This is a genomic window from Candidatus Pantoea bituminis, assembly GCF_018842675.1.
In the GTDB taxonomy this organism is placed as follows: domain Bacteria; phylum Pseudomonadota; class Gammaproteobacteria; order Enterobacterales; family Enterobacteriaceae; genus Pantoea; species Pantoea phytostimulans.
In genome coordinates, this window is sequence record NZ_JAGTWO010000004.1 from 2,031,692 (window position 1) to 2,055,067 (window position 23,376).

General features: G+C 55.1%; 18 protein-coding genes and 6 pseudogenes. 12 read left to right on the forward strand and 12 right to left on the reverse strand.

What is annotated here, in order from left to right; genetic code table 11:
- Positions 1–134: 134 nt before the first annotated feature.
- On the forward strand, positions 135–605 hold the full coding sequence (locus KQP84_RS13270; protein ID WP_215846885.1) for a GNAT family N-acetyltransferase: 471 nt from the start codon (positions 135–137) through the stop codon (positions 603–605).
- A gap of 58 nt (positions 606–663) precedes the next feature.
- On the opposite strand, the gene yjfF is transcribed toward KQP84_RS13270, so the two are convergent.
- The 4 genes and pseudogenes from yjfF to ytfQ all read right to left on the reverse strand — a co-directional run bounded on the left by yjfF (position 664) and on the right by ytfQ (position 5,185).
- The gene (gene yjfF / locus KQP84_RS13275; RefSeq protein ID WP_215846886.1) at positions 664–1,653 is read right to left on the reverse strand and encodes a galactofuranose ABC transporter, permease protein YjfF; all 990 of its coding nucleotides are present in this window, start codon (positions 1,651–1,653) and stop codon (positions 664–666) included.
- Positions 1,650–2,663 (reverse strand): galactofuranose ABC transporter, ATP-binding protein YtfT, encoded by a 1,014-nt coding sequence (gene ytfT / locus KQP84_RS13280; RefSeq protein ID WP_215846887.1) that lies wholly within the window; start codon positions 2,661–2,663, stop codon positions 1,650–1,652. Before ytfT ends, yjfF begins: the two co-directional genes overlap by 4 nt.
- A pseudogene (locus KQP84_RS13285) lies at positions 2,656–4,175 on the reverse strand (sugar ABC transporter ATP-binding protein). The gene ytfT and the pseudogene KQP84_RS13285 overlap by 8 nt, the downstream one beginning before the upstream one ends.
- 54 nt (positions 4,176–4,229) lie before the next feature.
- Positions 4,230–5,185 (reverse strand): annotated as a pseudogene (gene ytfQ, locus KQP84_RS13290) (galactofuranose ABC transporter, galactofuranose-binding protein YtfQ).
- 706 nt (positions 5,186–5,891) lie between these two features.
- Between ytfQ and ydgT the strand changes: the two are divergent.
- From ydgT to nth, 10 genes and pseudogenes are all read left to right on the forward strand, one after another.
- Positions 5,892–6,107 (forward strand): transcription modulator YdgT, encoded by a 216-nt coding sequence (gene ydgT / locus KQP84_RS13295; protein WP_215848284.1) that lies wholly within the window; start codon positions 5,892–5,894, stop codon positions 6,105–6,107.
- Positions 6,108–6,222: 115 nt separating this feature from the next.
- A complete protein-coding gene (locus KQP84_RS13300) occupies positions 6,223–6,666 on the forward strand; it encodes a DUF2569 domain-containing protein (protein WP_215846888.1) in 444 nt (147 codons plus the stop codon).
- A 123-nt stretch (positions 6,667–6,789) separates the two neighbouring features.
- Positions 6,790–7,370, forward strand: a pseudogene (gene rsxA / locus KQP84_RS13305) (electron transport complex subunit RsxA).
- Positions 7,370–7,948: an electron transport complex subunit RsxB gene (rsxB, locus tag KQP84_RS13310; protein ID WP_215846889.1), complete on the forward strand. Its 579-nt coding sequence runs from the start codon at positions 7,370–7,372 to the stop codon at positions 7,946–7,948. Before rsxA ends, rsxB begins: the two are co-directional and overlap by 1 nt.
- Positions 7,941–10,069: pseudogene (gene rsxC / locus KQP84_RS13315) on the forward strand (electron transport complex subunit RsxC); the annotation flags it as partial. The gene rsxB and the pseudogene rsxC, both read left to right, overlap by 8 nt.
- Positions 10,070–10,376: 307 nt before the next feature.
- The gene (locus KQP84_RS13320) at positions 10,377–10,568 is read left to right on the forward strand and encodes a hypothetical protein (RefSeq protein WP_215846890.1); all 192 of its coding nucleotides are present in this window, start codon (positions 10,377–10,379) and stop codon (positions 10,566–10,568) included.
- On the forward strand, positions 10,569–11,627 hold the full coding sequence (rsxD, locus tag KQP84_RS13325; protein WP_215846891.1) for an electron transport complex subunit RsxD: 1,059 nt from the start codon (positions 10,569–10,571) through the stop codon (positions 11,625–11,627).
- 3 nt (positions 11,628–11,630) lie between these two features.
- Entirely contained in the window at positions 11,631–12,263 is a 633-nt protein-coding gene (rsxG, locus tag KQP84_RS13330; RefSeq protein ID WP_215846892.1) for an electron transport complex subunit RsxG, read from the forward strand.
- The gene (locus KQP84_RS13335) at positions 12,256–12,960 is read left to right on the forward strand and encodes an electron transport complex subunit E (protein WP_215846893.1); all 705 of its coding nucleotides are present in this window, start codon (positions 12,256–12,258) and stop codon (positions 12,958–12,960) included. Before rsxG ends, KQP84_RS13335 begins: the two co-directional genes overlap by 8 nt.
- The gene (nth, locus tag KQP84_RS13340) at positions 12,957–13,589 is read left to right on the forward strand and encodes an endonuclease III (protein ID WP_215846894.1); all 633 of its coding nucleotides are present in this window, start codon (positions 12,957–12,959) and stop codon (positions 13,587–13,589) included. Before KQP84_RS13335 ends, nth begins: the two co-directional genes overlap by 4 nt.
- Before the next feature lie 88 nt (positions 13,590–13,677).
- Here nth and KQP84_RS13345 read toward each other — a convergent pair whose 3' ends face one another.
- From KQP84_RS13345 to KQP84_RS13380, 8 genes and pseudogenes are all read right to left on the reverse strand, one after another.
- Positions 13,678–13,884 (reverse strand): hypothetical protein, encoded by a 207-nt coding sequence (locus KQP84_RS13345; protein ID WP_215848375.1) that lies wholly within the window; start codon positions 13,882–13,884, stop codon positions 13,678–13,680.
- A gap of 10 nt (positions 13,885–13,894) precedes the next feature.
- Entirely contained in the window at positions 13,895–15,502 is a 1,608-nt protein-coding gene (locus KQP84_RS13350; RefSeq protein WP_215846895.1) for a dipeptide ABC transporter ATP-binding protein, read from the reverse strand.
- A complete protein-coding gene (locus tag KQP84_RS13355; protein WP_215846896.1) occupies positions 15,499–16,332 on the reverse strand; it encodes an ABC transporter permease in 834 nt (277 codons plus the stop codon). Before KQP84_RS13355 ends, KQP84_RS13350 begins: the two co-directional genes overlap by 4 nt.
- Positions 16,329–17,321, reverse strand: coding sequence for an ABC transporter permease (locus tag KQP84_RS13360; RefSeq protein WP_215846897.1), 993 nt, complete (start codon positions 17,319–17,321; stop codon positions 16,329–16,331). Before KQP84_RS13360 ends, KQP84_RS13355 begins: the two co-directional genes overlap by 4 nt.
- 16 nt (positions 17,322–17,337) lie before the next feature.
- A pseudogene (locus KQP84_RS13365) lies at positions 17,338–18,953 on the reverse strand (ABC transporter substrate-binding protein).
- Between the two features lie 49 nt (positions 18,954–19,002).
- Positions 19,003–19,536, reverse strand: coding sequence for a GNAT family N-acetyltransferase (locus tag KQP84_RS13370; RefSeq protein WP_215846898.1), 534 nt, complete (start codon positions 19,534–19,536; stop codon positions 19,003–19,005).
- A 236-nt stretch (positions 19,537–19,772) separates the two neighbouring features.
- Complete coding sequence (locus KQP84_RS13375; protein WP_215846899.1) at positions 19,773–21,065, reverse strand: NtaA/DmoA family FMN-dependent monooxygenase; 1,293 nt, start codon at positions 21,063–21,065, stop codon at positions 19,773–19,775.
- Between the two features lie 11 nt (positions 21,066–21,076).
- Positions 21,077–22,278, reverse strand: a pseudogene (locus KQP84_RS13380) (M20 family metallopeptidase).
- A 240-nt stretch (positions 22,279–22,518) separates the two neighbouring features.
- Between KQP84_RS13380 and KQP84_RS13385 the strand changes: the two are divergent.
- Positions 22,519–23,217, forward strand: a complete 699-nt coding sequence (locus KQP84_RS13385; protein ID WP_370661486.1) for an HPP family protein — start codon at positions 22,519–22,521, stop codon at positions 23,215–23,217.
- The last annotated feature ends 159 nt before the right edge of the window (positions 23,218–23,376 follow it).

Genomic DNA, 23,376 nt, shown 5'->3' on the forward strand with positions numbered 1-23,376 from the left:
ACTCCTCTGCTCATCATTCATGCCCTTATTCCCTCGCTTCACTTGTTTTCAAACCTGCCCCTTGCGTGAATTAACCACCCCGTGTTTTCATCTTTCAATAACGAATTTAGCGTTGCCCAACAGGGAAGATAACAATGAAAATCCAACTTCTTAGTGAAGCGTCCTCATTTGCTGCTCAAACCGCACATCTCCTGTTCCGCGAATGGTCTGCCTTACCTGCCTGGTCAAATCAATCCACCATCCTGCAACGGCTCAATGCGCGCAATTATTCAGCGCACAGCGAATTCACACTGGTTGTGGAGCACGCTAACAAAGTCATCGCCACCAGCAGCGTGATCCGTTATGAACTCAATGATGCTCTGGCGCGTGAATATTGGCTGGGCGAAGTGGTTACTGACAGCGCGTTTCGCGGGCAAGGCATTGCTAAATCATTGATTAGCCGCTGCGTTGCGCTGGCGAAACAGAACGGTATTAAAGCGTTGTGGCTCTACACGCCAGATCAACAGGCGTTTTATCAACGCTTAGGCTGGCAGGCAGTTGAGCAACGGGTCATTGCTGACGAAGAGGTGACATTAATGGTGATGCCGCTCGATTCATCGCAATAAAAAGGCGGCTCGTTTTGAGCCGCCTGATGTTCAACACCTCATTTTTACAACATTATATTTAAGAGGTACTGATGCGTTTAACGGGCGCGTTCTTCTGACGATCCCACATTACCGTGAGCAAACGTTGCAACGCGATAAAGGCGAAAAGCAGAATACCGATGGCGATTTTAGTCCACCAGGAACTCAGCGTGCCGTCGAAGTTGATCCAGGTTTGAATCAGTCCCTGAATCAAGACGCCGAACAGCGTGCCCAGCACGGTTCCAACCCCACCCGACAACAGCGTGCCGCCAATCACCACTGACGCGATGGCATCTAACTCAACGCCCAAACCGGCTAACGCGTAGCCTGCCGAGGTATATATTGAGAACACGATCCCCGCCAGCGTCGCGAGCGTCGTAGAGAGCATGTAAATTTTGATGGTGGTAGCGCGGGTTGAAACGCCCATTAACTGGGCTGAAGTCAGGCTACCGCCAATGGCATAAACCTGATTCCCAAAGCGCGTGCGGTGGGCAAGAATAATGCCCACAAACACCACCAGCAACATGATCACCGCCAACAAACTGAGCCGACCTCCACCGGGGATTTTCCAGGCAAAACTGGAGAGCGTGGTGTAGAACGGATGATCAATCGGAATGGAGTTTTCAGAAACCAGATAACTGCAACCGCGCAGAAAAAACATCCCCGCCAGCGTAATAATAAAGGCCGGGATCTTCAGCGCATCAATCAACCACCCCATCATGGCACCGAACAGCGCGCCCAGAGACAAAATCAAGGCAAAGGCCACCAGCGGATTAAGATGGAAGTCGCCAATTGCGCGCGCCAGAAACACACCGGTAAAGGCGATAACGGCGCCTACGGACAAATCTATTCCGCCGGACAGAATCACAAACGTCATGCCAACAGCGATAATGCCGAGAAAAGCATTGTCGGTAAGGATGTTGCAGATCACCCGCGTGGAAGCGAATCCCGGGAACTGGCTCAGGCAGAACAGATAACCCGCCACAAAAACCAGCAAAGTGATCATCAAGGGAAGATGGCGCTTGATCATGATGAACGTCTCCGTTTAAACATCGCTATAAAGCGCGGCGACTGCAACAGCAGCACGCACATCACCACCACCGCTTTCACGACCTGATTCAGTTCAGGCGGGAAGCCAGAGAGCAAAATGCCGGTATTCATTGACTGGATGATCAACGCACCAATCAGCGACAACGCAATATTGAAGCGCCCGCCCATCAGCGACGCGCCGCCAATCACCACCGCTAAAATGGCATCCAGCTCCAACCACAAACCGGCATTGTTAGCATCTGCACCGCGAATATCTGCGGCGATAATCAAACCCGCTACTGCCGCACAAATGCCGCTGATCACGTAGGTTGACATCACCACCAGCCAGCCGGTTACGCCTGCATTACGCGCAGCGCGCAGGTTAATTCCCACCGCTTCGATAAACAGGCCCAGCGCGGTTTTGCGCGTAAGCAGCCAAACCAGCAGCGCCACCGCCACGGTAATCCATACTGGCACCGGCAACATCCAGAGCGAACCGTTGCCAAACCAGCCCAAACTGTCGCTGTCGAAAGTGACGATTTGGCCTTGCGTGATGAGCTGTGCAACGCCGCGCCCGGCAACCATCAAAATCAGCGTGGCAACGAACGGTTGGATACGCAGCAAGGCCACCAAAACACCGTTCCACAAACCGCACAAAAATCCGGTTCCCAGCGTGGCGAGAATGATAAACAGCAAACTGTGTCCGGCAACGGTTAAGGTGGCTGCGGTGGCACCGGCAATCGCCATCACCGCGCCCACCGATAAATCGATGCCGCCGGTCGCGATCACCAGCGTCATCCCAATCGCCAACAAGGCAACCGGTGCCGCACGGTTGAGAATATCAATGGGGCTGCCAAACAGACGTCCGTCCTGCAAATGCACGGCAAAGAAGTTATTGGCAACGAAGCTGTCCACCAGCAAAACCAGAATTAGCGCCGCAATTTGCGGCATTCCCGGTGGCAGCTTCCACTTACGTGGTGATTTTTCAGGTGTCATATGGGATTCAAGCATGTTGTGCTCCTCCGTCGGCGATGGCGTTAACGATCGACGCCACCGAAAGCTGTTCCAGCGGGATTTCGGCCACCTGTTTTAGATCACGCATGATCAACACGCGGTCGGCGTAGCCCACCAGCTCTTCGAGTTCAGAGGAGATAACCAGCAGCGCAAGTCCATCTGCGCACAGGGATTCAATGAGACGAATGATCTCAGCGTGCGCACCCACGTCGATGCCGCGGGTTGGCTCATCCAGGATCAGAAATTGCGGTTTGGTCACTAGCCAGCGCGACAGCAAGACCTTTTGCTGGTTGCCGCCCGAGAGCAGCTCAACCGACTGCTCGGCATGCGGCGTTCGAATACCCAGGCTTTTTATGAAACGTTCAGCAATGGCCTGCTGCTCGCGCTTCTTAATGGGTCGCAACCAGCCGCGCTGCGCCTGCAGAGCCAAAATAATGTTTTCCCGCACCGAGGCCGCGCCAATAATGCCGTCAGTTTTACGATCTTCCGGGCAAAAACCCATTCCCAGCCGTGACGCTTTGGCGGGCGTACGTATATGCTGCACTTTGCCTTTTATGGTGGCTGTGCCGCGATCGGCACGACGAATACCGAACAGCACTTCAGCGGTTTCTGTTCGTCCTGAACCCAATAACCCCGCCAGGCCCACCACTTCGCCGGGCCGAACCTGCAAATTAAACGGCTCGATGGTGCCCTTTTTGCCGTAATTTTCGAATGAAACCACCGGTTGATTGCTGCGCAAGGTGCTGCCTTGACGTTGCAAGGCGGTTTCCATCAGATCGCGGCCTAACATCAATTTAATCAATTCAATCTGCGGCAGCGAGGCGGTATCACGCGTGGCGATAAACTGACCATTGCGCAACACGGTAATGCGATCGGTGATGCGATAAACCTGGTCAAGGAAGTGAGTCACAAAAATCAGGCTCATGCCTTTGGCTTTCAACTGCGCCATCAAAGTAAACAACATTTCCACTTCACTGGCGTCAAGGCTGGCGGTGGGTTCATCTAGAATCAGCACCTGAGCAGAGAGATCGACCGCGCGGCAAATCGCAATGATCTGCTGCATCGCCACTGAGTAATGGCCAAGTGGGCGAGTGACGTCGAGGGCAAAACCGTAGTTACGCATCAGTGCATCCGCATCACGGATCATCCGTTTACGATCGATCATGCCAAAACGATGCGGTTCGCGACCAATATACAGATTGTCCGCCACCGACATATTGGGCAGCAGATTCACTTCCTGATAAACCGTGCCAATGCCCATCTCCTGCGCATCCGCTGTGCTGTGAGGAGAAATGGCATTGCCGTTTAATGTGATAGTGCCGGCATCGCGGGTATAGACACCGGTTAACACTTTGATCAGCGTGGACTTCCCGCGCCATTCTCTCCCAGCAGCGCCATAATTTCGCCTTTGCGTATGCTGAAAGAGACATTATCCAGCGCCTTCACGCCGGGAAAACCTTTACTGACGCCGCTGATGGTTAACAGTGCATCTTCGTTGTGTATGGTCATTCGGCTAGCTCCGCCTCAGGTCATGAAAAACCGCCCCAAAGGGCGGTCTTCAACTCAGTAACCCATGCCTTTTTTCTTGTCCAGCTCGGCCTGAGCATCAGCAGGTAAGAACAGTTTTGATTCGGTTTTGATAATTTTTGGCGGCAGCGTGCCCTCTTTTTGAATTTCTCCAGCGCGTCGAAAGCTGGGCCCGCCATATTAGGGGTTAATTCAACGTTGGCATTGGCTTCACCCGCCAGCATCGCTTTGTAGATATCGGGTACGCCATCAATCGAACCGGTCAGAATGTCTTTGCCCGGTTTCAAACCCGCTTCTTTAATCGCCTGAATCGCACCGATGGCCATGTCATCGTTGTGCGCATACACCATGCAGATGTTTTTGCCGTTATTCTCAGCTTTGATGAAGCTCTCCATCACCTCTTTGCCTTTGCTGCGCGTGAAATCGCCAGACTGTGAACGAAGCACTTTGATGTTTTGATGGCCGCTGATCGCTTCGGCAAAGCCTTTCTTGCGGTCAATCGCCACGCTGGCACCTACTGTGCCCTGCAACTCAACCACGTTACACTGCTTGCTACCCACCGTTTTAACCAGCCAGTCGCCAATCAGTTTGCCTTCTAATACGTTGTCTGCCGTGACGACTGCCATATACAGCGATTTATCTTTAACCACGATGGCGCGGTCTAACAGGAATACCGGAATCTTGGCATCTTTGGCTTCTTCCAACACCGGTTCCCAGCCTGTCTGCACCACGGGGGCGATAAAGATTGCATCGACGCCCTGTGCGATAAAGGAACGTACCGCTTTGATTTGGTTCTCTTGTTTCTGCTGTCCATCGGCAATCTTCAACGTAATGCCGCGCTTCTGTGCTTCGCTTTTCGCCACGTTGGTCTCTGCTGAGCGCCAGCCGGATTCAGAACCCACCTGCGAGAAGCCAACCGTCATATCTGCTGCCAGCACCGGACCAGTCAACGCGGCGCTGACCAAAGTAGTCAGAAGTAAACGTTTCCACATAATTTTCATTCCTCTGAAGGGCGTTTGCTGTATAGGGTAAAGAGCCTGTTTAGCCTGGACTAAAACCACGTAAATAATGGCGACCTGCTTCACAAAATAGAGCAATATAAAGGAGTTACGCATACTAACAGGCAATTTCAGGCAACAGGGTTATGGATAAATTGACTGCAATTAAATTGTGGCCAGGTTAAATAATTGTAATAAACAGAACCGCTTATGCGCTCAGCAACTGGAAGCGATTACAAGGATGCGTAAAGAATGGTTATGAGTAACCTGAAAAGATAAATAATTAATTTTGTGATTACCCGCACAAAGGCGCGCCTTATGGCCTAAGTACATTCAGCAACCTTGTGACGCCGATTGAAAAACAGGAATATCTCTCACGCTGCGGTTAACCGTCTAAAAAGGCCACTAAACACGGCTAATTATGGGCGGACAATGCGCGTTAACGCGCAAAAAACAACACAGCTAAAATTTTTAGCTTTTGGGTCAATTAAGGCAATGAGGCAGAAAAACCGGTTAACCTGCTGTTTAAGCCAGAAAATGAAAGTGAAGAAGTCGCACTGAAACCCTTAAAAACATCCGTTTTAACGTCACATCTCGTCAGTTAGTCTTAATTTACGCTTTTTTCTAATCGAGATCTGGACAGCTAAAGGTTGCTCTTTATACTGAGCACTCCTTTGTTCCCACTACTGTTATGGCAATGATGACTGCGCAAGATTACCTGCTTAAATTTCGCAAAGTGAATAATTTTGAAAGCCTGGAAAAGCTTTACGACCATCTCAATTATTCGCTCACCGACGACAAAGAAATTATCAATATGTACCGCGCTGCCGATCATCGACGTGCCGAGCTCACTTCTGGCGGACGTTTATATGATTTGGGCCGCGTACCCAAAACGGTCTGGCGTTACGTGGTTTAATCTTTTTTGCCGCGCCACTTTTCTCCATTTTATCAATCCTCTTGTCCATGTCGGGCGTGCCCCGTTTGGACATGCTATTCTGCTGCGCTTCGATCCCAAAACAGGAACACTTGCTATGAATGAACAGGTTGCTGTGCCGCGTATTGGTGGCTGGTTATCGCTGCCGCTGGCCTGGCTGATCATGACCCTGTTAACCACAGCGCTGGTGATGGCGATGTACCTTACGCCGTTATTTAATGCGGAATGGCGCACCACGCTGTTTTCACACGGCAGCAGTTTATTAATGCAGTGGGGATTTTCTTTGCTGACTGCTGCGGCTGTCTGGTTATACAGCTTGTGGGTTTGCTGGCTGTTCTTTAAACGCTCGCACCGTTTACCCCGTCACTATGTGTTGTGGTTATTGGTTACGGTATTACTGGCACTGAAAACCTTCGCCTTTTCACCCGTTTCAGATGCTAAAGCGCTGCAAACTTTACTGTTTTCCTTGTTAGCCGCAGCGGTATTTGCGCCCTACTTCAAACGTTCTCAACGCGTTAAAGCGACTTTTGTCCAACCGTAACGCGGTGAGAAACGTCAATAATTTAATTCTGAGTGCGGTCTTCCACGCCTGATTGGGCGTGGGAGTTGAGATAGAGGCTTTTATCCCTGATAATAAGCCGCTTCTTGAATTTATGGCGAAAAAATGACCGATTATCTTCTTCTCTTTGTTGGCACAGTGCTGGTGAACAACTTCGTATTAGTGAAGTTTCTCGGCCTCTGTCCCTTTATGGGCGTTTCCAAAAACTGGAAACGGCAATTGGCATGGGACTCGCCACCACTTTTGTTATCACGCTGGCGTCAATCTGTGCCTGGCTGGTAAACCACCTGATTCTTGTTCCGCTGGAGTTGGTCTACCTGCGTACCATGGCTTATATCCTGGTGATCGCAGTGGTAGTGCAATTCACCGAAATGGTGGTGCGTAAAACCAGCCCGTCGCTCTATCGCCTGCTGGGTATTTTCCTGCCGTTGATCACCACTAACTGTGCTGTGCTTGGCGTGCCGCTATTGAGCGTTAACCTCAACCACACTTTTCTTCAGGCTGCGCTTTATGGCTTCAGCGCCTCGTTGGGCTTCTCGCTGGTGATGGTGCTTTTTGCTGGCATGCGTGAGCGGCTAGTGCTGGCGAATGTGCCTATGCCCTTTAAGGGCAACTCGATTGCGCTGATCACCGCCGGTCTGATGGCGTTGGCCTTTATGGGCTTTACCGGTCTGGTGAAATTCTGATGACCGCGATTTGGATAGCTATTGCTGTATTAAGTGCCCTGAGCCTGGTATTTGGTGCCCTGCTGGGATACGCCTCACGCCGCTTTGAGGTCGAAGAAGACCCTATCGTCGAACAAATCGACGCGATCTTGCCACAAAGCCAGTGTGGTCAATGCGGGTATCCGGGCTGCCGTCCGTATGCAGACGCTGTCGGCAATAACGGCGAAGCGATCAATAAATGTGCGCCGGGTGGCGAGCAGACCATGCTCAAGCTGGCTGAATTACTGAACGTGGATCCACAACCGATTGACGGCGACGAAGAGGCCAAAGCGCCGGTGCGTACCGTCGCGTTTATCGATGAAGAGAACTGTATCGGCTGCACTAAGTGTATTCAAGCCTGTCCGGTTGATGCCATCGTAGGCGCAACGCGTGCTATGCACACCGTGTTGAGCGACGTTTGCACCGGCTGCGATCTCTGTGTCGCGCCTTGTCCTACCGACTGCATTGAGATGCGTCCCGTGGCAACCACCACTGCCAACTGGAAGTGGGATCTTGAAACCATTCCTGTTCGGGTAATTCCGGTAGAGCGTCATGCTTAATCTGTTAAATTTCTTCAAAAAAGATAAGGTCTGGGATTTTCAGGGCGGCATTCATCCGCCCGAAATGAAAACCCAGTCCAACGGCACGCCCCTGAGCGAACTGCCGCTGCCGCACCGATTCATCATTCCCCTAAAGCAGCACATTGGTCATGAGGGCGAGATTTGTGTTTCGCCTGGCGATAAAGTGCTGCGCGGTCAGCCGCTGACCTTTGGGCAGGGTCGGATGTTGCCAGTCCATGCACCAACGTCAGGGGTGATTGACGATATTGGTCAGCACATGACAGCGCACCCTTCCGGCTTGTCTGAGCTCTGTATTTTCATGACGCCGGATGGCGAAGATCGCTGGATGCCGCTTGATCCCCTGCCCAATTATCGCCAACACGAACGTGCTGACATCGTGCAGCGCATTCACGACGCAGGCGTGGCGGGTTTAGGCGGCGCAGGTTTTCCGACTGCGACCAAGCTCAAAGGTGGTCTGCGTGGCATCAAGACGCTGATCATCAATGCAGCCGAATGCGAACCTTATATCACCGCAGACGATCGCCTGATGCAGGATTGCGCCGCTGAAGTGCTGGAAGGCAGCCGCATTCTGGCATGGACGCTGCAAGCTGAGCGCGTGCTGATTGGCATTGAAGACAACAAGCCAGAAGCGATTACGGCGTTAAAGCACGCCTTAGGCAGTGAGCGGGATTTAGAGATCCGCGTCATTCCAACCAAATATCCTTCGGGCGGCGCCAAACAGTTAACCCAGATTCTCACCGGTAAAGAAGTGCCGCACGGCGGACGTTCCACCGATATTGGCGTACTGATGCAAAATGTCGGCACTGCGTGGGCAGTGAAGCGCGCCATTATTAACGGTGAACCGATTACCGAACGCGTCGTCACGTTAACCGGTGAAGCCATCGCGCAGCCGCGTAACGTCTGGAGCCGCCTTGGTACGCCAATCAGCCATTTACTGCATCAGGTCGGTTTTCGTCCCGCACCGCAACAAATGGTGATCATGGGCGGGCCGTTAATGGGCTTCACGCTGCCCTCATTAGATGTTCCAGTGGTGAAAATCACCAACTGCATTCTGGCTCCCTCCAGCCACGAAATGGGCAATAACGACGAAGAACAATCCTGTATTCGCTGTTCTGCCTGTGCCGATGCCTGTCCCGCTAACCTGCTGCCACAGCAGCTTTACTGGTACAGCCAGGGCGGCGATCACGATAAAGCGCGCGCGCATCATATTGATGACTGCATCGAATGTGGGGCCTGCGCCTATGTGTGCCCAAGTAATATTCCGCTGGTGCAATATTACCGCCAGGAAAAAGCAGAACTGCGCGCCATCGATCTTGAAGCAAAACGTACATTAGAAGCCAAAGCCCGTTTCGAAGCGCGTCAGGCCAGGCTGGAACGTGAAAAACTGGCGCGTGAAGCACGCCATGTTGATGCTAAACAGCGCGCTGCGCGCTGCGATAATGCTGAGTTTGCCGCCGCTAAAGTGCGTGTGAAAGCGAAGCAGGATGCCGAGGTGGATGACGCGACCTTGGAAGCGCAACGTGAAGCGCGTCATGCGCAGGCACGTTTGCGTCAGGCAGAAACACAAGCTGAAACCCAGGCATTGAGCCGCCAGGTTACCGACCCGCGTAAAGCCGCCGTCGAAGCCGCCATTGCCCGCGCCAAAGCGAAGAAAGCCGCCGCAGCGGACGCGCCGGTGGAAACCGCGGCTGAGCCTGCTGCCGACGCGCCGGAAGATCCGCGCAAAGCCGCCGTCGCCGCAGCCATTGCCCGCGCCAAAGCGAAAAAGCCGCCGCAGCGGACGTGCCGGTGGAAACCGCTGCTGAGCCTGTTGCCGACGCGCCGGAAGATCCGCGCAAAGCCGCTGTCGCCGCAGCCATTGCCCGTGCCAAAGCGAAGAAAGCCGCCGCAGCGGACGCGCCGGTGGAAACCGCGGCTGAGCCTGTTGCCGACGCGCCGGAAGATCCGCGCAAAGCCGCCGTCGCCGCAGCCATTGCCCGTGCCAAAGCGAAGAAAGCCGCCGCAGCGGAAGCAATGGTGGAAACCGCTGCTGAGCCTGTTGCCGACGTGCCGGAAGATCCGCGTAAAGCCGCCGTCGCCGCAGCCATTGCCCGTGCAAAAGCGAAGAAAGCCGCCGCAGCGGACGCGCCGGTGGAAACCGCGGCTGAGCCTGTTGCCGACGTGCCGGAAGATCCGCGTAAAGCCGCTGTCGCCGCAGCCATTGCCCGCGCCAAAGCGAAAAAGCCGCCGCAGCGGAGGCGCCGGTGGAAACCGCGGCTGAGCCTGTTGCCGACGCGCCGGAAGATCCGCGCAAAGCTGCCGTCGCCGCAGCCATTGCCCGCGCCAAAGCGAAAAAGCCGCCGCAGCCTCCACGGCAGCAGACAATGCCGCGGCTGAAGCCAGGCAAGATGCGCGTGATACAGCCGAAATGGCGCATATCGCCCGCACTCAAGTCGAAGATGCTGAGCAGGCAGAAGAACAAGCCAACAGCGCCTATGCAGAGCCTGAACAAGCTCCTGAACTGAATCAACCCGAAGATGCGCGCAAAGCTGCTATTGCTGCTGCCATCGCCCGTGCCAAAGCGCGTAAAGCGCAGTCGACTTCGACGCTTGAGGAATAAATGGCTTTTCGTATTGCAAGTTCTCCTTATACCCACAACCGCCGCAGCACAGGCAATATCATGCTGCTGGTGGGGCTGGCGGCTGTACCCGGCTTCGCCGCTCAGTGGTATTTTTTTGGTTATGGCAGTCTGATTCAAGTCTTGCTGGCTACGCTCACGGCGTGGATCACAGAAGCCGCCGTTTTACGCTTACGCAAAGCGCCGATTGCCAGCAATCTGGCTGATAACTCCGCCTTGCTTACCGCCATTCTGATTGGTATCAGCTTGCCGCCGCTGGCCCCTTGGTGGTTGGTGGTAGTCGGTACGATATTCGCCATTGTAATTGCCAAACAGCTTTACGGGGGTTTAGGGCAAAACCCGTTTAACCCGGCAATGGTTGGCTACGTCGTGTTGCTTATTTCGTTTCCGGTGCAAATGACCAGCTGGATGCCGCCCGACACGCTGCAGGCGATTAAACCGACGCTGCTCGACTCCCTTAGTATGGTGTTTACTGGCCACACCTTGGGCGGTGACACCATGCAACAGTTGCAGATGGGTGTCGATGGAGTGAGCCAGGCGACGCCGCTCGACACCTTTAAAACCGGTCTGCGCGCCGGACACAGCGCCGATCAATTACTGGCTCAACCGATCTACAGCGGCATGCTGGCAGGATTGGGCTGGCAATGGATCAACCTGGGTTATCTGGTCGGTGGCCTGTTTTTGCTGTGGAAAAAGGCCATTCGCTGGCACATTCCCGCAGCCATGCTGCTCTCGCTGGCGTTCTGCGCCACGATCGGCTGGATTTTTTCGCCGGAAACACTGACTAGCCCAACCCTTCATCTGTTCTCAGGTGCCACGATGTTGGGTGCGTTTTTTATCGCGACCGATCCCGTTACGGCATCAACCACCAATCGCGGACGTCTGATCTACGGCGCACTGATTGGCTTGCTGGTGTGGCTGATCCGCAGTTTCGGCGGCTACCCGGATGGGGTTGCTTTTGCCGTATTGCTGGCGAATATCTGTGTGCCGCTGATCGACTATTACACCCAGCCGCGCGTTTACGGCCATCACAAGGAATAAACGATGCTGGAAACGATTCGTAAAAACGGCGTCACGCTGGCGATATTCGCGGCGATCACCACGGGCTTTACGGCGGTAGTGAACACCGTAACCAAACCGACGGTGGAACATCAAACCCAGTTGCAGCAGAAAAATCTGCTGGATCAGGTGGTTCCCACCGATCTTTATGACAATAACATTCAGAAAGAGTGTTACGTTGTCACTAATTCAGCATTGGGTAATAGTGATCCGCATCATCTCTTTCTGGCGCGTAAAGGCGATCAACCGGTTGCCGCCGCACTTGAGACCACCGCACCAGACGGTTATTCTGGCGCGATTCAAATGCTGGTTGGGGCTGATTTCAAAGGCAAGGTGCTGGGCGTTCGCGTGGTTGAACATCATGAAACCCCAGGCCTCGGCGATAAAATCGAACTGCGCATTTCCGACTGGATCAACAGTTTTAACGGTAAAGTGGTACATGGCGCCAATGATACGGCCTTCGCAGTGAAAAAAGATGGTGGTGAGTTTGACCAGTTTACGGGTGCCACCATCACGCCGCGTGCGGTGGTGAATGCCACTAAACGCGCCGCGCTGTTAATTGAAACCCTTCCTGGGGAACTCTCTTCGTTACCCGAGTGTGGAGACGCAAATGAGTGAAGCTAAAAACCTGCTGGTTGGCGGGTTATGGAAAAATAACTCGGCGTTGGTGCAGCTGCTGGGGCTCTGCCCGCTGCTGGCGGTGACTGCAACCGCCACCAATGCATTAGGCCTGGGCCTGGCGACCACGTTGGTGTTGACGCTGACCAACAGCTTTATCTCCGCCTCGCGCCGCTGGGTGCCTTCGGAAATCCGTATTCCCATCTACGTAATGATTATCGCGTCGGTAGTGAGCTGTGTGCAGATGCTGATCAACGCCTACGCCTACGGTTTGTATCAATCATTGGGCATCTTTATCCCGCTGATTGTGACCAACTGTATTGTGGTGGGCCGTGCGGAAGCGGTCGCCTCGAAAAGCAGCATTCCCCTCTCCGCGCTCGACGGTTTCGCTATTGGTATGGGTGCGACCTGTGCGATGGTGGTGCTGGGATCGATTCGTGAAATCATCGGCAGCGGCACGCTGTTTAACGGCGCCGATCAGCTGCTCGGCCCGTGGGCCAAAGTGCTGCGTATTGAAGTGGTGCATTTCGATTCACCGATGCTGTTAGCCATGCTGCCACCGGGCGCGTTTATCGGCCTCGGCATGATGCTGGCAGGTAAATATCTGATCGATCAGAAGATGAAACAGCGTGCAGCGCGTCGCGCTGAAGCGGCTGCAGTGGCTGAACTGTCAGGCAATACCGGGAAAGCCGTGTGAATCAAGCAAAACGCGTCGAGATCCTGAGCCGTTTGCAGGCCAACAATCCGCACCCTACCACCGAACTCAATTTTGCTTCGTCATTTGAGTTGCTGATTGCGGTGTTGCTGTCAGCGCAGGCCACGGATGTCAGCGTCAACAAGGCCACCGCTAAACTCTATCCGGTGGCGAATACCCCGGCCGCGATGCTGGCGCTGGGCGTTGAGGGCGTAAAAGAGTACATCAAGACTATCGGTCTGTTTAACAGCAAAGCAGAAAATGTGATTAAAACCTGCCGCATCCTGCTGGAACAGCACGGCGGTGAGGTGCCAGAAGATCGCGCGGCGCTGGAAGCGTTACCGGGCGTAGGCCGAAAAACGGCTAACGTGGTGCTGAATACCGCCTTTGGCTGGCCGACGATTGCGGTTGATACGCATATTTTTCGCGTCTGCAATCGCACTAACTTTGCGCCGGGCAAGAACGTTGAACAGGTAGAAGAGAAGCTATTGAAAGTGGTGCCAAAGAACTTCAAGGTTGATTGTCATCACTGGCTGATTCTCCATGGTCGCTACACCTGCGTAGCACGCAAGCCACGCTGCGGTTCATGCCTGATCGAAGATCTGTGCGAGTACGCTGAAAAAGTTGAATAAGCGTGCGCCACGCCTAATAAATACCGCCTGATAGCGCATGCACCTGCTGTTTGCGCACAGCGAATTGATTCAGCGGCTCCGCCAACCCTCAATGCTCACGCAGCGTTTCGCCTTCATATTCCGTACGATATATGACCCGCGCCTGTAGCAGCGGAATCACATGATCGACAAAATCGTCGAACGCAGTCGGCGTGCCGCCTCGGACACGCCCTGAATGATGGCGCCAGGCAGACATGTTGCTGGATACGCCCTGAATAATGGCGCCTAAACGAAGCTGGCGTTGTGTCTGACTCATACTCTCTCCTTTAAATTTGCGGCTGCCAATCCGGTAGCACCGGCAGCGCCTGTAACAGTTTTTGCGTCCACGGATGTTGCGGCGCAGTAAAGACCTGATGCATTTCGCCGCTTTCGACAATGTGACCGTTTTGCATCACCAACACGCGATCGCAAAGGTGCTGAATGACGCCCAGATCGTGGGAGATAAACAGCAGCGCCGTGCCGTGCTCGGCCTGCATATCGGCCAGTAAATCAAGCACCTGCGCCTGCACCGAGACATCCAGCGCACTCACCGGTTCATCCGCCACCAGTAACGCCGGATTTGGCGCAAAAGCCCGCGCAATGGCGACGCGTTGTCGCTGGCCGCCCGAAAGTTGCTGCGGGTAGCGGTTCATAAAGCGATCACCTAGCTGCACTTCATCCAGCAGTTGCCTCACCCGTTGACGCCGCGCATCACCATTAATACCGACGCTGTCGAGGCTTTCACCGATGATCTTTTCCACGCTGTAGCGCGGATCAAAGGAGCTGAACGGATCCTGAGCAATCAGCTGTATACGCGCGCGACGACTGCGCCGCACCTTTTCGCTCTGGCGATCCCAGCGTTGCCCTTCAAGCAGCAGCGTGCCGCTGTCGGGTTCCGTCAATCCCAGCACCACTTTGACGAGTGACGTTTTTCCTGAGCCTGATTCGCCCACCACGCCCAGCGTTTCGCCTGCATGAAGCTGAAAATGAATGTTGTTAAGCACCTGCCGTTCGCCGTAAGACTTATTGAGCCCGAGCGCCTCCAGCAGCGGTTCAGCCGTGCGTTGGGGACGCGGCGGCAGCGGTGTCGGTTGGGCTTCACTCAGCCGCAATCCACGCGTCGCGGGCGTCGGCACGGCGCGCAGCAAACGCTGTGTCCAGTGATGTTGCGGCTGACGCAGCAGCACGCGGCTGTAGCCTTGTTCAACCACTTCGCCATCGCGCAGCACCAATACGCGATCGGCCAACTCGGCGACCACCGCGAGATCGTGACTGATCAGCAGCAGCGCGTGACCATCCTCACGCCGCTGCGCCAGCAGTTGCAGAATTTGACGCTGTACGGTCATATCCAACGCGGTGGTGGGTTCATCCGCAATCAGCAAGGTTGGGCTTCCGGCCAGTGCCGTGGCAATCAGTGCGCGCTGTCGCTGACCGCCGGAGAGCTGGTGCGGATAGCGCGCCAGCCGGCTTTCGGCATCAGGCATTCCCGCTGACTTCAGCAGCGCCACGCTGCGCGCGTGCAAGGTGCTTTTATCGCCCTGACCCGCCGCCGTCAGGGCATCCGCCAACTGTTGCTCAATGCGCCGCAGCGGATCAAGCGACACCAGCGCATCCTGCAATACGTAGCCGATTCGCCGTCCACGTAGCGCACGCCACTGCGCCGGGCTAGCATTGAGCATGTCACGCCCTTCAAGAACAAAGCGCTCAGCGCTCAGCGTTGCGCCAGGCGGTAACAGGCCAATCAAGCTGCGCGCCGTGAGGGTTTTTCCCGAACCGGACTCCCCTACCAGCGCCACCGATTCGCCCGGCCAGAGTTGTAGCGACAGGTTTTTCACCACCTGCTGCGACCCGAAGCGGATAGAGAGGTTTTGAATGTCGATCACGGGATGACTCATGCTTCCCCTCCTTCAAAACGCCCCTGCCAGTAACGTCCTAGCGTGTTAACTGCTACCACGGTTAGCGTGATAAATACGCCCGGCCACACAGCGATCCACCAGGCGTTGCGTAAGTAATTTCGCCCTTCTGCCAGCATTAACCCCCATTCCGCTGTGGGCGGTTGCGGTCCCATGCCGAGAAAGCTCAAGCCAGCGGTGCCAATGATCGCAGTACCTAATCCCAGCGTTGCCAGCGCGGGAACCTGCGCAATGGCGTGGGGCAGAATATGGCGGGTAATAAGAGTAAAACGTGACAAGCCGAATGTGCGCGCCTGCTCAACATAGCCCGAATGCATCACTGAGAAGGTTTGCGCCCGCACCACGCGGGCAAAACGCGGTATGGACGCCACGCCCAGTGCAATGATCAAGTTATTGGTGCCGGGACCGGTAAAGGCGATCAGCATCAGCGCCAGCAGCAGATCGGGAAAGGCGGAGATCACATCCACCGCACGACTCAGCATTTCATCTACCACGCCGCGCGCCAGCGCAGCCAGTAATCCCAACAGCGTACCCAACACTACCGCCAGCCCCATCGCCGCAATACTGATCAACATGGAGTAGCGGCTGCCGTAGATCACGCGGGTCAGCAGATCGCGCCCGAGCTGATCGGTGCCCAGCCAGTGTTGTGCCGAAGGCGGCAATTGCGCGTTGACGGGATCGGCCAACAGCGGATCGCCAGAGCTCAACCACCCAGGCGCAATAACCGCCAGCGCCACCAGCAACAGGCAGAACAGCGCACTCCAAATTGTCAGCGGAAATGCGCCAGGTAAACGTTGTAATAGTGCAGTCATCGCTGCTCCTCCCCACGCAGACGTGGATCAATCCACAGCGCCAGAATGTCGACTAAGGTGCTCATTGCCACGTAAATCGCCGCTGACAGGATCGCCACCGCCAGCACCACCGGCATGTCGCTCGCCAGCACCGCATCAACCGTGAGTTTGCCGAGGCCGGGGCGACCAAACACCTGCTCAGTGATCACCGCGCCGCTGAGCAATCCGCCCACCAGCCAACCGGTGAGCGTGACGGCGGGCAGCGCCGCATGCCGCAACGCATGGCGCAGACGAAGCGTGGTTTCACCCACGCCCCAGGCGCGTAGTGTCAGGGTAAAGGGCGATTCCAGCGCCTTTTCCAACTCCCGGCGCAGCACCTGAGCAATCACTGCGCCCTGCGCCAGCCCCAATGATAAAGCCGGTAACACCAGTGAAGAGAGATGGCGATCACCCGCGACCGGGAACCAGCGCAGCGTGAAGCTGAAGAAAAACAGCAGCACAATGCCCATCCAGAAGGAGGGTGTTGAGGCCAGCAACAGCTCCACCCCGTTGGCAATGCGTCGTCCCCAGCGACGATTCGCCGTCGCCACCGCAACAGTGACGGCAAACACCACGCTGACCAGCAACGCCGCCAGCGTGAGTTTCAGCGTCGGCCAGAGTTGAGATTGCATCAGCTGCGTGACATCCATATTGAGGATGTAAGAGCGTCCGAGATCGCCGTGCAGCACCCGCCAGATATAATGCAAATATTGCCACCACAGCGGCTCGTTAAGGCCCCATTCTGCACGGATCGCCGCCTCAATAGCGGGCGTGCGTATCTGCTCGCCAATCAGCAAACTCACGATGTCACCCGGCGCCAGATGCACGCCGAGAAACGCCAGCGTTACCGCCGCCCACAGCACCAGCACGCCACCCAGCAGTCGCCCGGCAATACGACGTGCCAGCACATTGCGCCATCGCTTCACCGGCTTGATGCGCGGTTCGCGGCTAATGATGCTCTCAAGGCTCATGCTTTTTTCTCCCGAATTAATGATCGCTTAACCAGACGTCGTAAGCATTTTCTGGCATCTGCTTGAAGCTGCGGAAACCCACGCCATGCACATAGCGGGCGGCTGCAATCTGATCTTCCGGCTCATACAGCGGTACGGCGAGCGCCTGCTGCGGCAACGCATAGCGCTGCAACTCGCTGTAGAGCTGGCGACGCTGGGTGAGATCAGCCGTGTTGGCCGCCTGATCCAACCACGTGTTGATCTCTGGGCTGTTGACGCGGCTGTAGTTGATCGATCCCCCGCTTTAACCGGACGATAGTGGTTTTCGATGTCGATGCCGTCCGTTTCGGTATTGGAGTTGGCAATTGAGCCAAATTTGCCGGTGTTACGCACCTCGGTATAGGTACCGGAGTCGACGTAACGCAGCTTCAGCTCAACACCCAGCCGCTGGCGCGCCTGCGCCTGAATCGCCTGTAACAGTACATCGCGTTGATCACGTACCGTCGCCTGCGCCTGAATCACTTCAATGCTCAGGCGCTCGCCATTTTTGCTGCGGAAACCTTGGCTGTCGCGAGTTTGCCAGCCCGCCTCATCCAGCAGTTTATTGGCCTCATCGGGCTGGTTGCCGTACTTGCCTTCCAAATCGTTGTTGTAGAGCGGATCGATAGGCGACGTAATCCCCCATGCGCGGGTGCGCTCGCCGCGGTACACCGACGTGAGAATCGGATCGATATCCAACCCTTGCAGCAGTGCCTGACGCACTTTAACGTCTTGCGTTGCGCCGTATTCAACGTTCAGAAACAGCGAATAAGGCGTGCCGGTATTCAGCGCATGCTGATAGCTAAAATCCTCATTTTCTTTGAACTCCCCGGCATCGTTACCCGAAATGCCCTCAATGACGTCAACCTGACCTGAAAGCAACGCACCGGTTCGTACCGATGATTCCGGGAGAAAGCGATAGGTGATGCGATCCAAATAAGCTGGCCCTTGATGTTTTGCCGTGGCAGGCGCCCAGTTGTAGTTTGGGTTTTTCACGAAAGTCACCTGCTGCCCTTTCTCGTAGCTTTCGAGAATGAACGGCCCGGTGCCCGCAATCTCTTTGCCACCCGATTTCAGCTGGGTTGAATGCCAACTGCCTGGCGACAAAATCTCCAGCGACGCAGCAAAAGAGAGAAACGGCGAATAGGCTTGTTTCAGGGTGATCACCAGCGTCTGCTCGTCAGGCGTTTCAATGCTGGCGATGCGATTACCCATCGCGCAGAGGCTTGAACCGGCGCAGTAAGCGGCATCTTGCGTATGGCGAAAGTTCTCCGCAACCGCGTTGGCATTGAGCTTTTCGCCAGTGGAAAAGGTGACATCGCGGCGCAGGGTAAAGCGGTAGGATTTTCCATCTTCACTGGCTTCAAAACGCTCCGCCAACCAAGGCACAAAGCGGCCATCCGGCTGGCGAGCCAGCAGTGATTCCCATACCGAACGCAGTACCACTTCGGCTTTTGACTGGCCATTTAGCTGCGGGTTAAAGGGGCTGGGTTCGGTTTCCACGCCCCAGGTAAGCGAGCCGCCTTGTTTGGGCTGTTCCGCGGCGTGAAGAGATAAAGAGGTTCCCAGCAGGCAGGTTAAGCCCAGCGCGATGCGCAAAGAATTCGCGTTCATATAATCCTTGTATAATGCAGGTTTATTATTCGCCCTGTTTTTCGCAATATCAGGCGTGTTGACTATTTTTACTGGCGGCTGGCGTAAGCGTGGAATTAAGATCCTTTTTCAAGAAGACCAGCGCTTCACCTAATGGATTGGTGCGATGATGGAAAGGTTGATAACCGCGTTTCTGATAAAGTTCGCTGAGCCAGGGATGTTTAACCGCTGTCGCCAAATAAACGCCAGGTGCTTTTAAAGTCTCCCTCAGTAAATTATTTTCCGCCCAGGTTAATATTTCTCGGCCATAACCCTGGCCTTTAAAATCGGGATCCACGGCAAACCAGTGAATAAAAGGCAGATCGGCAGGGGCATTGTGATCCTGCGTCCAGGGAAAGCGCACAGTGACCGTTGCCAGCGCCCGTCCCCCTTTGCGCAGCACCAGCACCGTCTCACGCTGGATGGTGGCGCGTACCTGCTCAACGGTGCCCTGACTGATGGTGAAATGGATATTCAGCGGCAGCAAATCCGCATACGCGCGCTGGAGCAACGCAAATATCTCTTCTGCATCTTCAGGTTTTGCCGTCTGAATAAATTGACTCATTTTGCCGTTTCCTTGGGTTGATCACGCAGCGATTATTAAAATTCGCAGGAAGAAATGTAAACCTAGAAATATGACAATGGATTTGAGAAATATGGGATATTCAGTTTCGCTTAGGGTTCAGCATCACTATTTAAACCTTATGGTGAAAACCAATGAATAATTTCAGCTAAGGTTGTTTTAAATATGAAAAAACGGCCTGGAGAGTCATTATCCGGGCCGCAATGCATTGGCAGCGATTAATGCGAGTCCGGTCGCGCGGCTAACTCCAGGCTGCTGCGGAAATCGTGACCTTGATAATCCTCATCCAGCAAACCGCGCTTACGCAGTTCCGGCAGCAAGCCGTTCAGCAGGCGATCCTGTTGATCAGGCTGTCCCAAACCATGCAGCGAAATCACGTCCAGCACGCCCGCTTGATAACGCGCCTGAATGGCATCCGCCAGCGATTCAGGTGTTCCGGCGACAAACCAGTGTCCGGTCTCTTCCGCTTTGATAATCAGTTCCCGCAGCGTTAAGCCTTGCAGAGCAAATTCACGGAAGATCGACGCGCGTCCTTGTCGCCGGTTTACCTGCGCCAGATCGGGAATGAGAAAACTCGGCAGCGGTTGATCCAACGGCAGAGTATTGAGTTCAATCTCCCCGCCGAGCATGTCAGCCAGCCGCAGGCGACCTTGCTGATAATCGATTCGTTCATGCTTTTCACGCAGGCGCCGTGCCACATCTGCGTCGCTGTCACCAATGATTGAGTGAAAGGAGTTCATGATCAACGGCAGATTTTGTTCGCGCCCAAAGCGCCGCGCACGCGCCTGCACATCACTGACAAAACGTTTCGCGGCACTCAACGTGGGCTGCGAGGTGTAGATCACTTCAGCATAACGCGCACCCAGCGTGATGCCCGCCTCTGACTGACCCGCCTGAAACTGTACCGGACGCCCTTGTGGTGGTGGCGGCACATTCAGCGGTCCCGCCACCTGGAAGTAATCGCCGCGATGGTTGATGGCATGCAGACGCGCGGGATCGATGCGAATGCTGCCGCTGTCGCTACGCTGTACTGCGTCGCGGTCATTCGCGTCAAACAGCGCATTAAAGACATCAATAAATTCGGTGGCGCGCGCGTAACGCTCTTGCGGTGAGGGCAGCGGTGTATCGCCGAAATTTTCTTCACCCACTGAAGACGTTACCGCGTTCCAGCCTGCGCGCCCGGCGCTGACGTGATCGAGCGTGCCAATCAGCCGCGCCAGCGTGTAAGGATGTTGCCAACTGGTGCTGACAGTGGCAATCAAGCCAATCTGTGAGGTCGCCTGGCTAAGCGCGGCCAGCACGATTAACGGATCCTGACTGCCGGTGGTTCCTGCCAACCCTGCGGGATCGGCTTGCAGCAGATCGGCGGTGAACAGACCGGTGATTTTTTCCCGCTCGGCAATTTTTGCCAACTCGACGGCACGAGCGATGCCTTTTCCCGGCGCGTCGTCATTGGCGGCAGCGACCACGTTCGCGGCACCCACCAGGGTTTTTAGTTTTCTACGCGTCATAAGATTCTCCTTTAAGCGTGCCCGCGGGCAAAATGGGCTTTTACCTGCTGCAGGCGCTCCGGTTCGGTGAGTAAACGTAATCCGCTGCGTGCCAGTACGCGCGCACCGGTGATCAACGCCTGGTAGCCCTGTTCGGAATTAGCGGCTTCTCGGAACGGCACGGTATGAAAGATCAGGTCATCGGGGCCAATCTTGAGAAAGGGGTGCGCTGTCGGCACCGCGTGGCTGATATCGCCCGCGTCGGTAGAGACTTTGCCCTGCTGTGGCGAAAGATCGACGGTTTCACCCGCCGCCGTCAGCTCTTCATGCAGCAAGGCGTCCAGCGCGCTGTTACGTTTGAAATCACGAGGGCCCACCTGATGATCAATCTCGACACGCGTGCCGGTTGCCAGCGCCACCCCTTCTGCAATAGCACGCAGACGCGGCTCCAGTGACTCCACCACTTCACGGCTGTCGGCGCGAATGTAGTAATGCGCTGCCGCATAGTCAGGAATGACATTCGGCGCCTGTCCGCCATGGGTGATGATGCCGTGTACTCGCACGCCATCCGGCAGTTGCTGACGTAATACGCTGATGCCGTTGTAGAGCAGCACCAGCGCATCCAGTGCGTTAATGCCCAGATGCGGCGCACTGCCTGCATGAGAAGGTTTGCCATGAAAGTGGAAATAGAGATGGTTATTCGCCAGCGTCTCTTCACTCAGCCGCGTTTTACCCGCCGGGTGCATAATCAGCGCGACATCGACATCATTGAGCAAGCCCGCCGCCACAAAGCGCGCTTTCACATTGCCTTTCGGGCCGCCTTTTCCGCCTTTGCCCCCTCTTCTGCTGGTGTGCCCAGCACCACCACGCGCCCGCCGGTTTCATCAAGCACCTGTGAAAGTGCAATCGCTGCCGCCACGCTGGTGACGCCAATGATGTTGTGTCCGCAGGCATGTCCAATCCCGACCAGCGCGTCGTATTCAGCCAGAAACGCGATGGTCGGGCCTGGTTTTTGGCTCTGTTTCACGGCAAAGAAGGCCGTTTCATGACCCGCGACGTGCCGCGTGACCGTGAACTGCTGCTCGCTGAGCAATCGGGTTAACTCACCGCTGGCGAAGTATTCGTCATTGCCGGTTTCAGGCTGCTGGTGAATGGTTTTAGCCAGCGCGATATAGCGGGCAGCATGCCGTTCAAGGTTGCTTTCAAGGTTCAGACGTAATGCGCTATCACTCATCTCCATGCTCTCTTTTCGTCATCGATGGCGATTAATCTAAGCTTGTTGCTCTCGATTGTTTAAAAAGAAAAAGTGCTATCTAAAGTGGGAAACAGGGCATAAGCGCTTAACCATTACAGTTTGTCGGGTTGTTACGATGATGCTGATGATGGAAAATTGCCCGCCTCAACCATAAGAAAATGTTATGACGCACCAAGTGAAAAAATAAGTGAACAAGACAATGGACGAACAGCCCAAAAGTTGGCTACGCAGAACGCGTATTTTTTGTCACGTCTCTGGCCGCATCCGCTGGCCGTGGGGAAAAAACAGATTTTCTTAGCCAGCCTTGGCGCAGGAATTGGCTTGGTTTTGACCAGCCTGCTGAGTCACTGGATGTTGGGTGAGTTGAATCTGTGGTTTGTGGCGCCAGTGGGTGCCTCTGCGGTGCTGCTGTTTGGTGTTCCCGCCAGCCCGCTGGCACAGCCCTGGTCGGTGGTGGGTGGCAACGCGCTTTCTGCGTTTGCGGGCGTAACCGTCAGCTCACTGATTCCAAATCCTGCACTTGCCTGTGGCGTGGCCGCCTGCCTCGCCATTGTCTTGATGTTTCAACTGCGCTGTTTGCATCCACCCGGCGGCGCGGTAGCGCTCACTGCCGTGATTGGCGGTCCGGCGGTACAGCATCTCGGTTATCAGTTTGTATTAACGCCGGTGCTGCTCAACTCTGCGACGCTGGCGCTGTTGGCGATTATTTTTAATAATTTATCGGGCCGCCGTTATCCTCATCCACTGGCCCCAGAAGAGGTGAAGCCGCAGCCGCTGTCATTGCCGATACCGCTGACGCGCACCGATCTGCATGAAGCTTTGCAAAGTGGTGAGCTGCTGGATATTGATGAAGATGACTTGCAGGCGCTGTTACAGCGTGCTGAGCAGATTGCCGAACGCCGCCTGCTTAATAGCTGAATCACCTCAAACGCGTCATGTGTACAACTTCACTGCTTATCGATGCCGCGCCTGTCACGACGCAGACCCGTTCTGATAAAAAAACAGGTAAGTTGATCTACCCCACAGTTTTATCACAGACATCGCACCGGTAAAATTGTAACACCCTGATAACAAAGC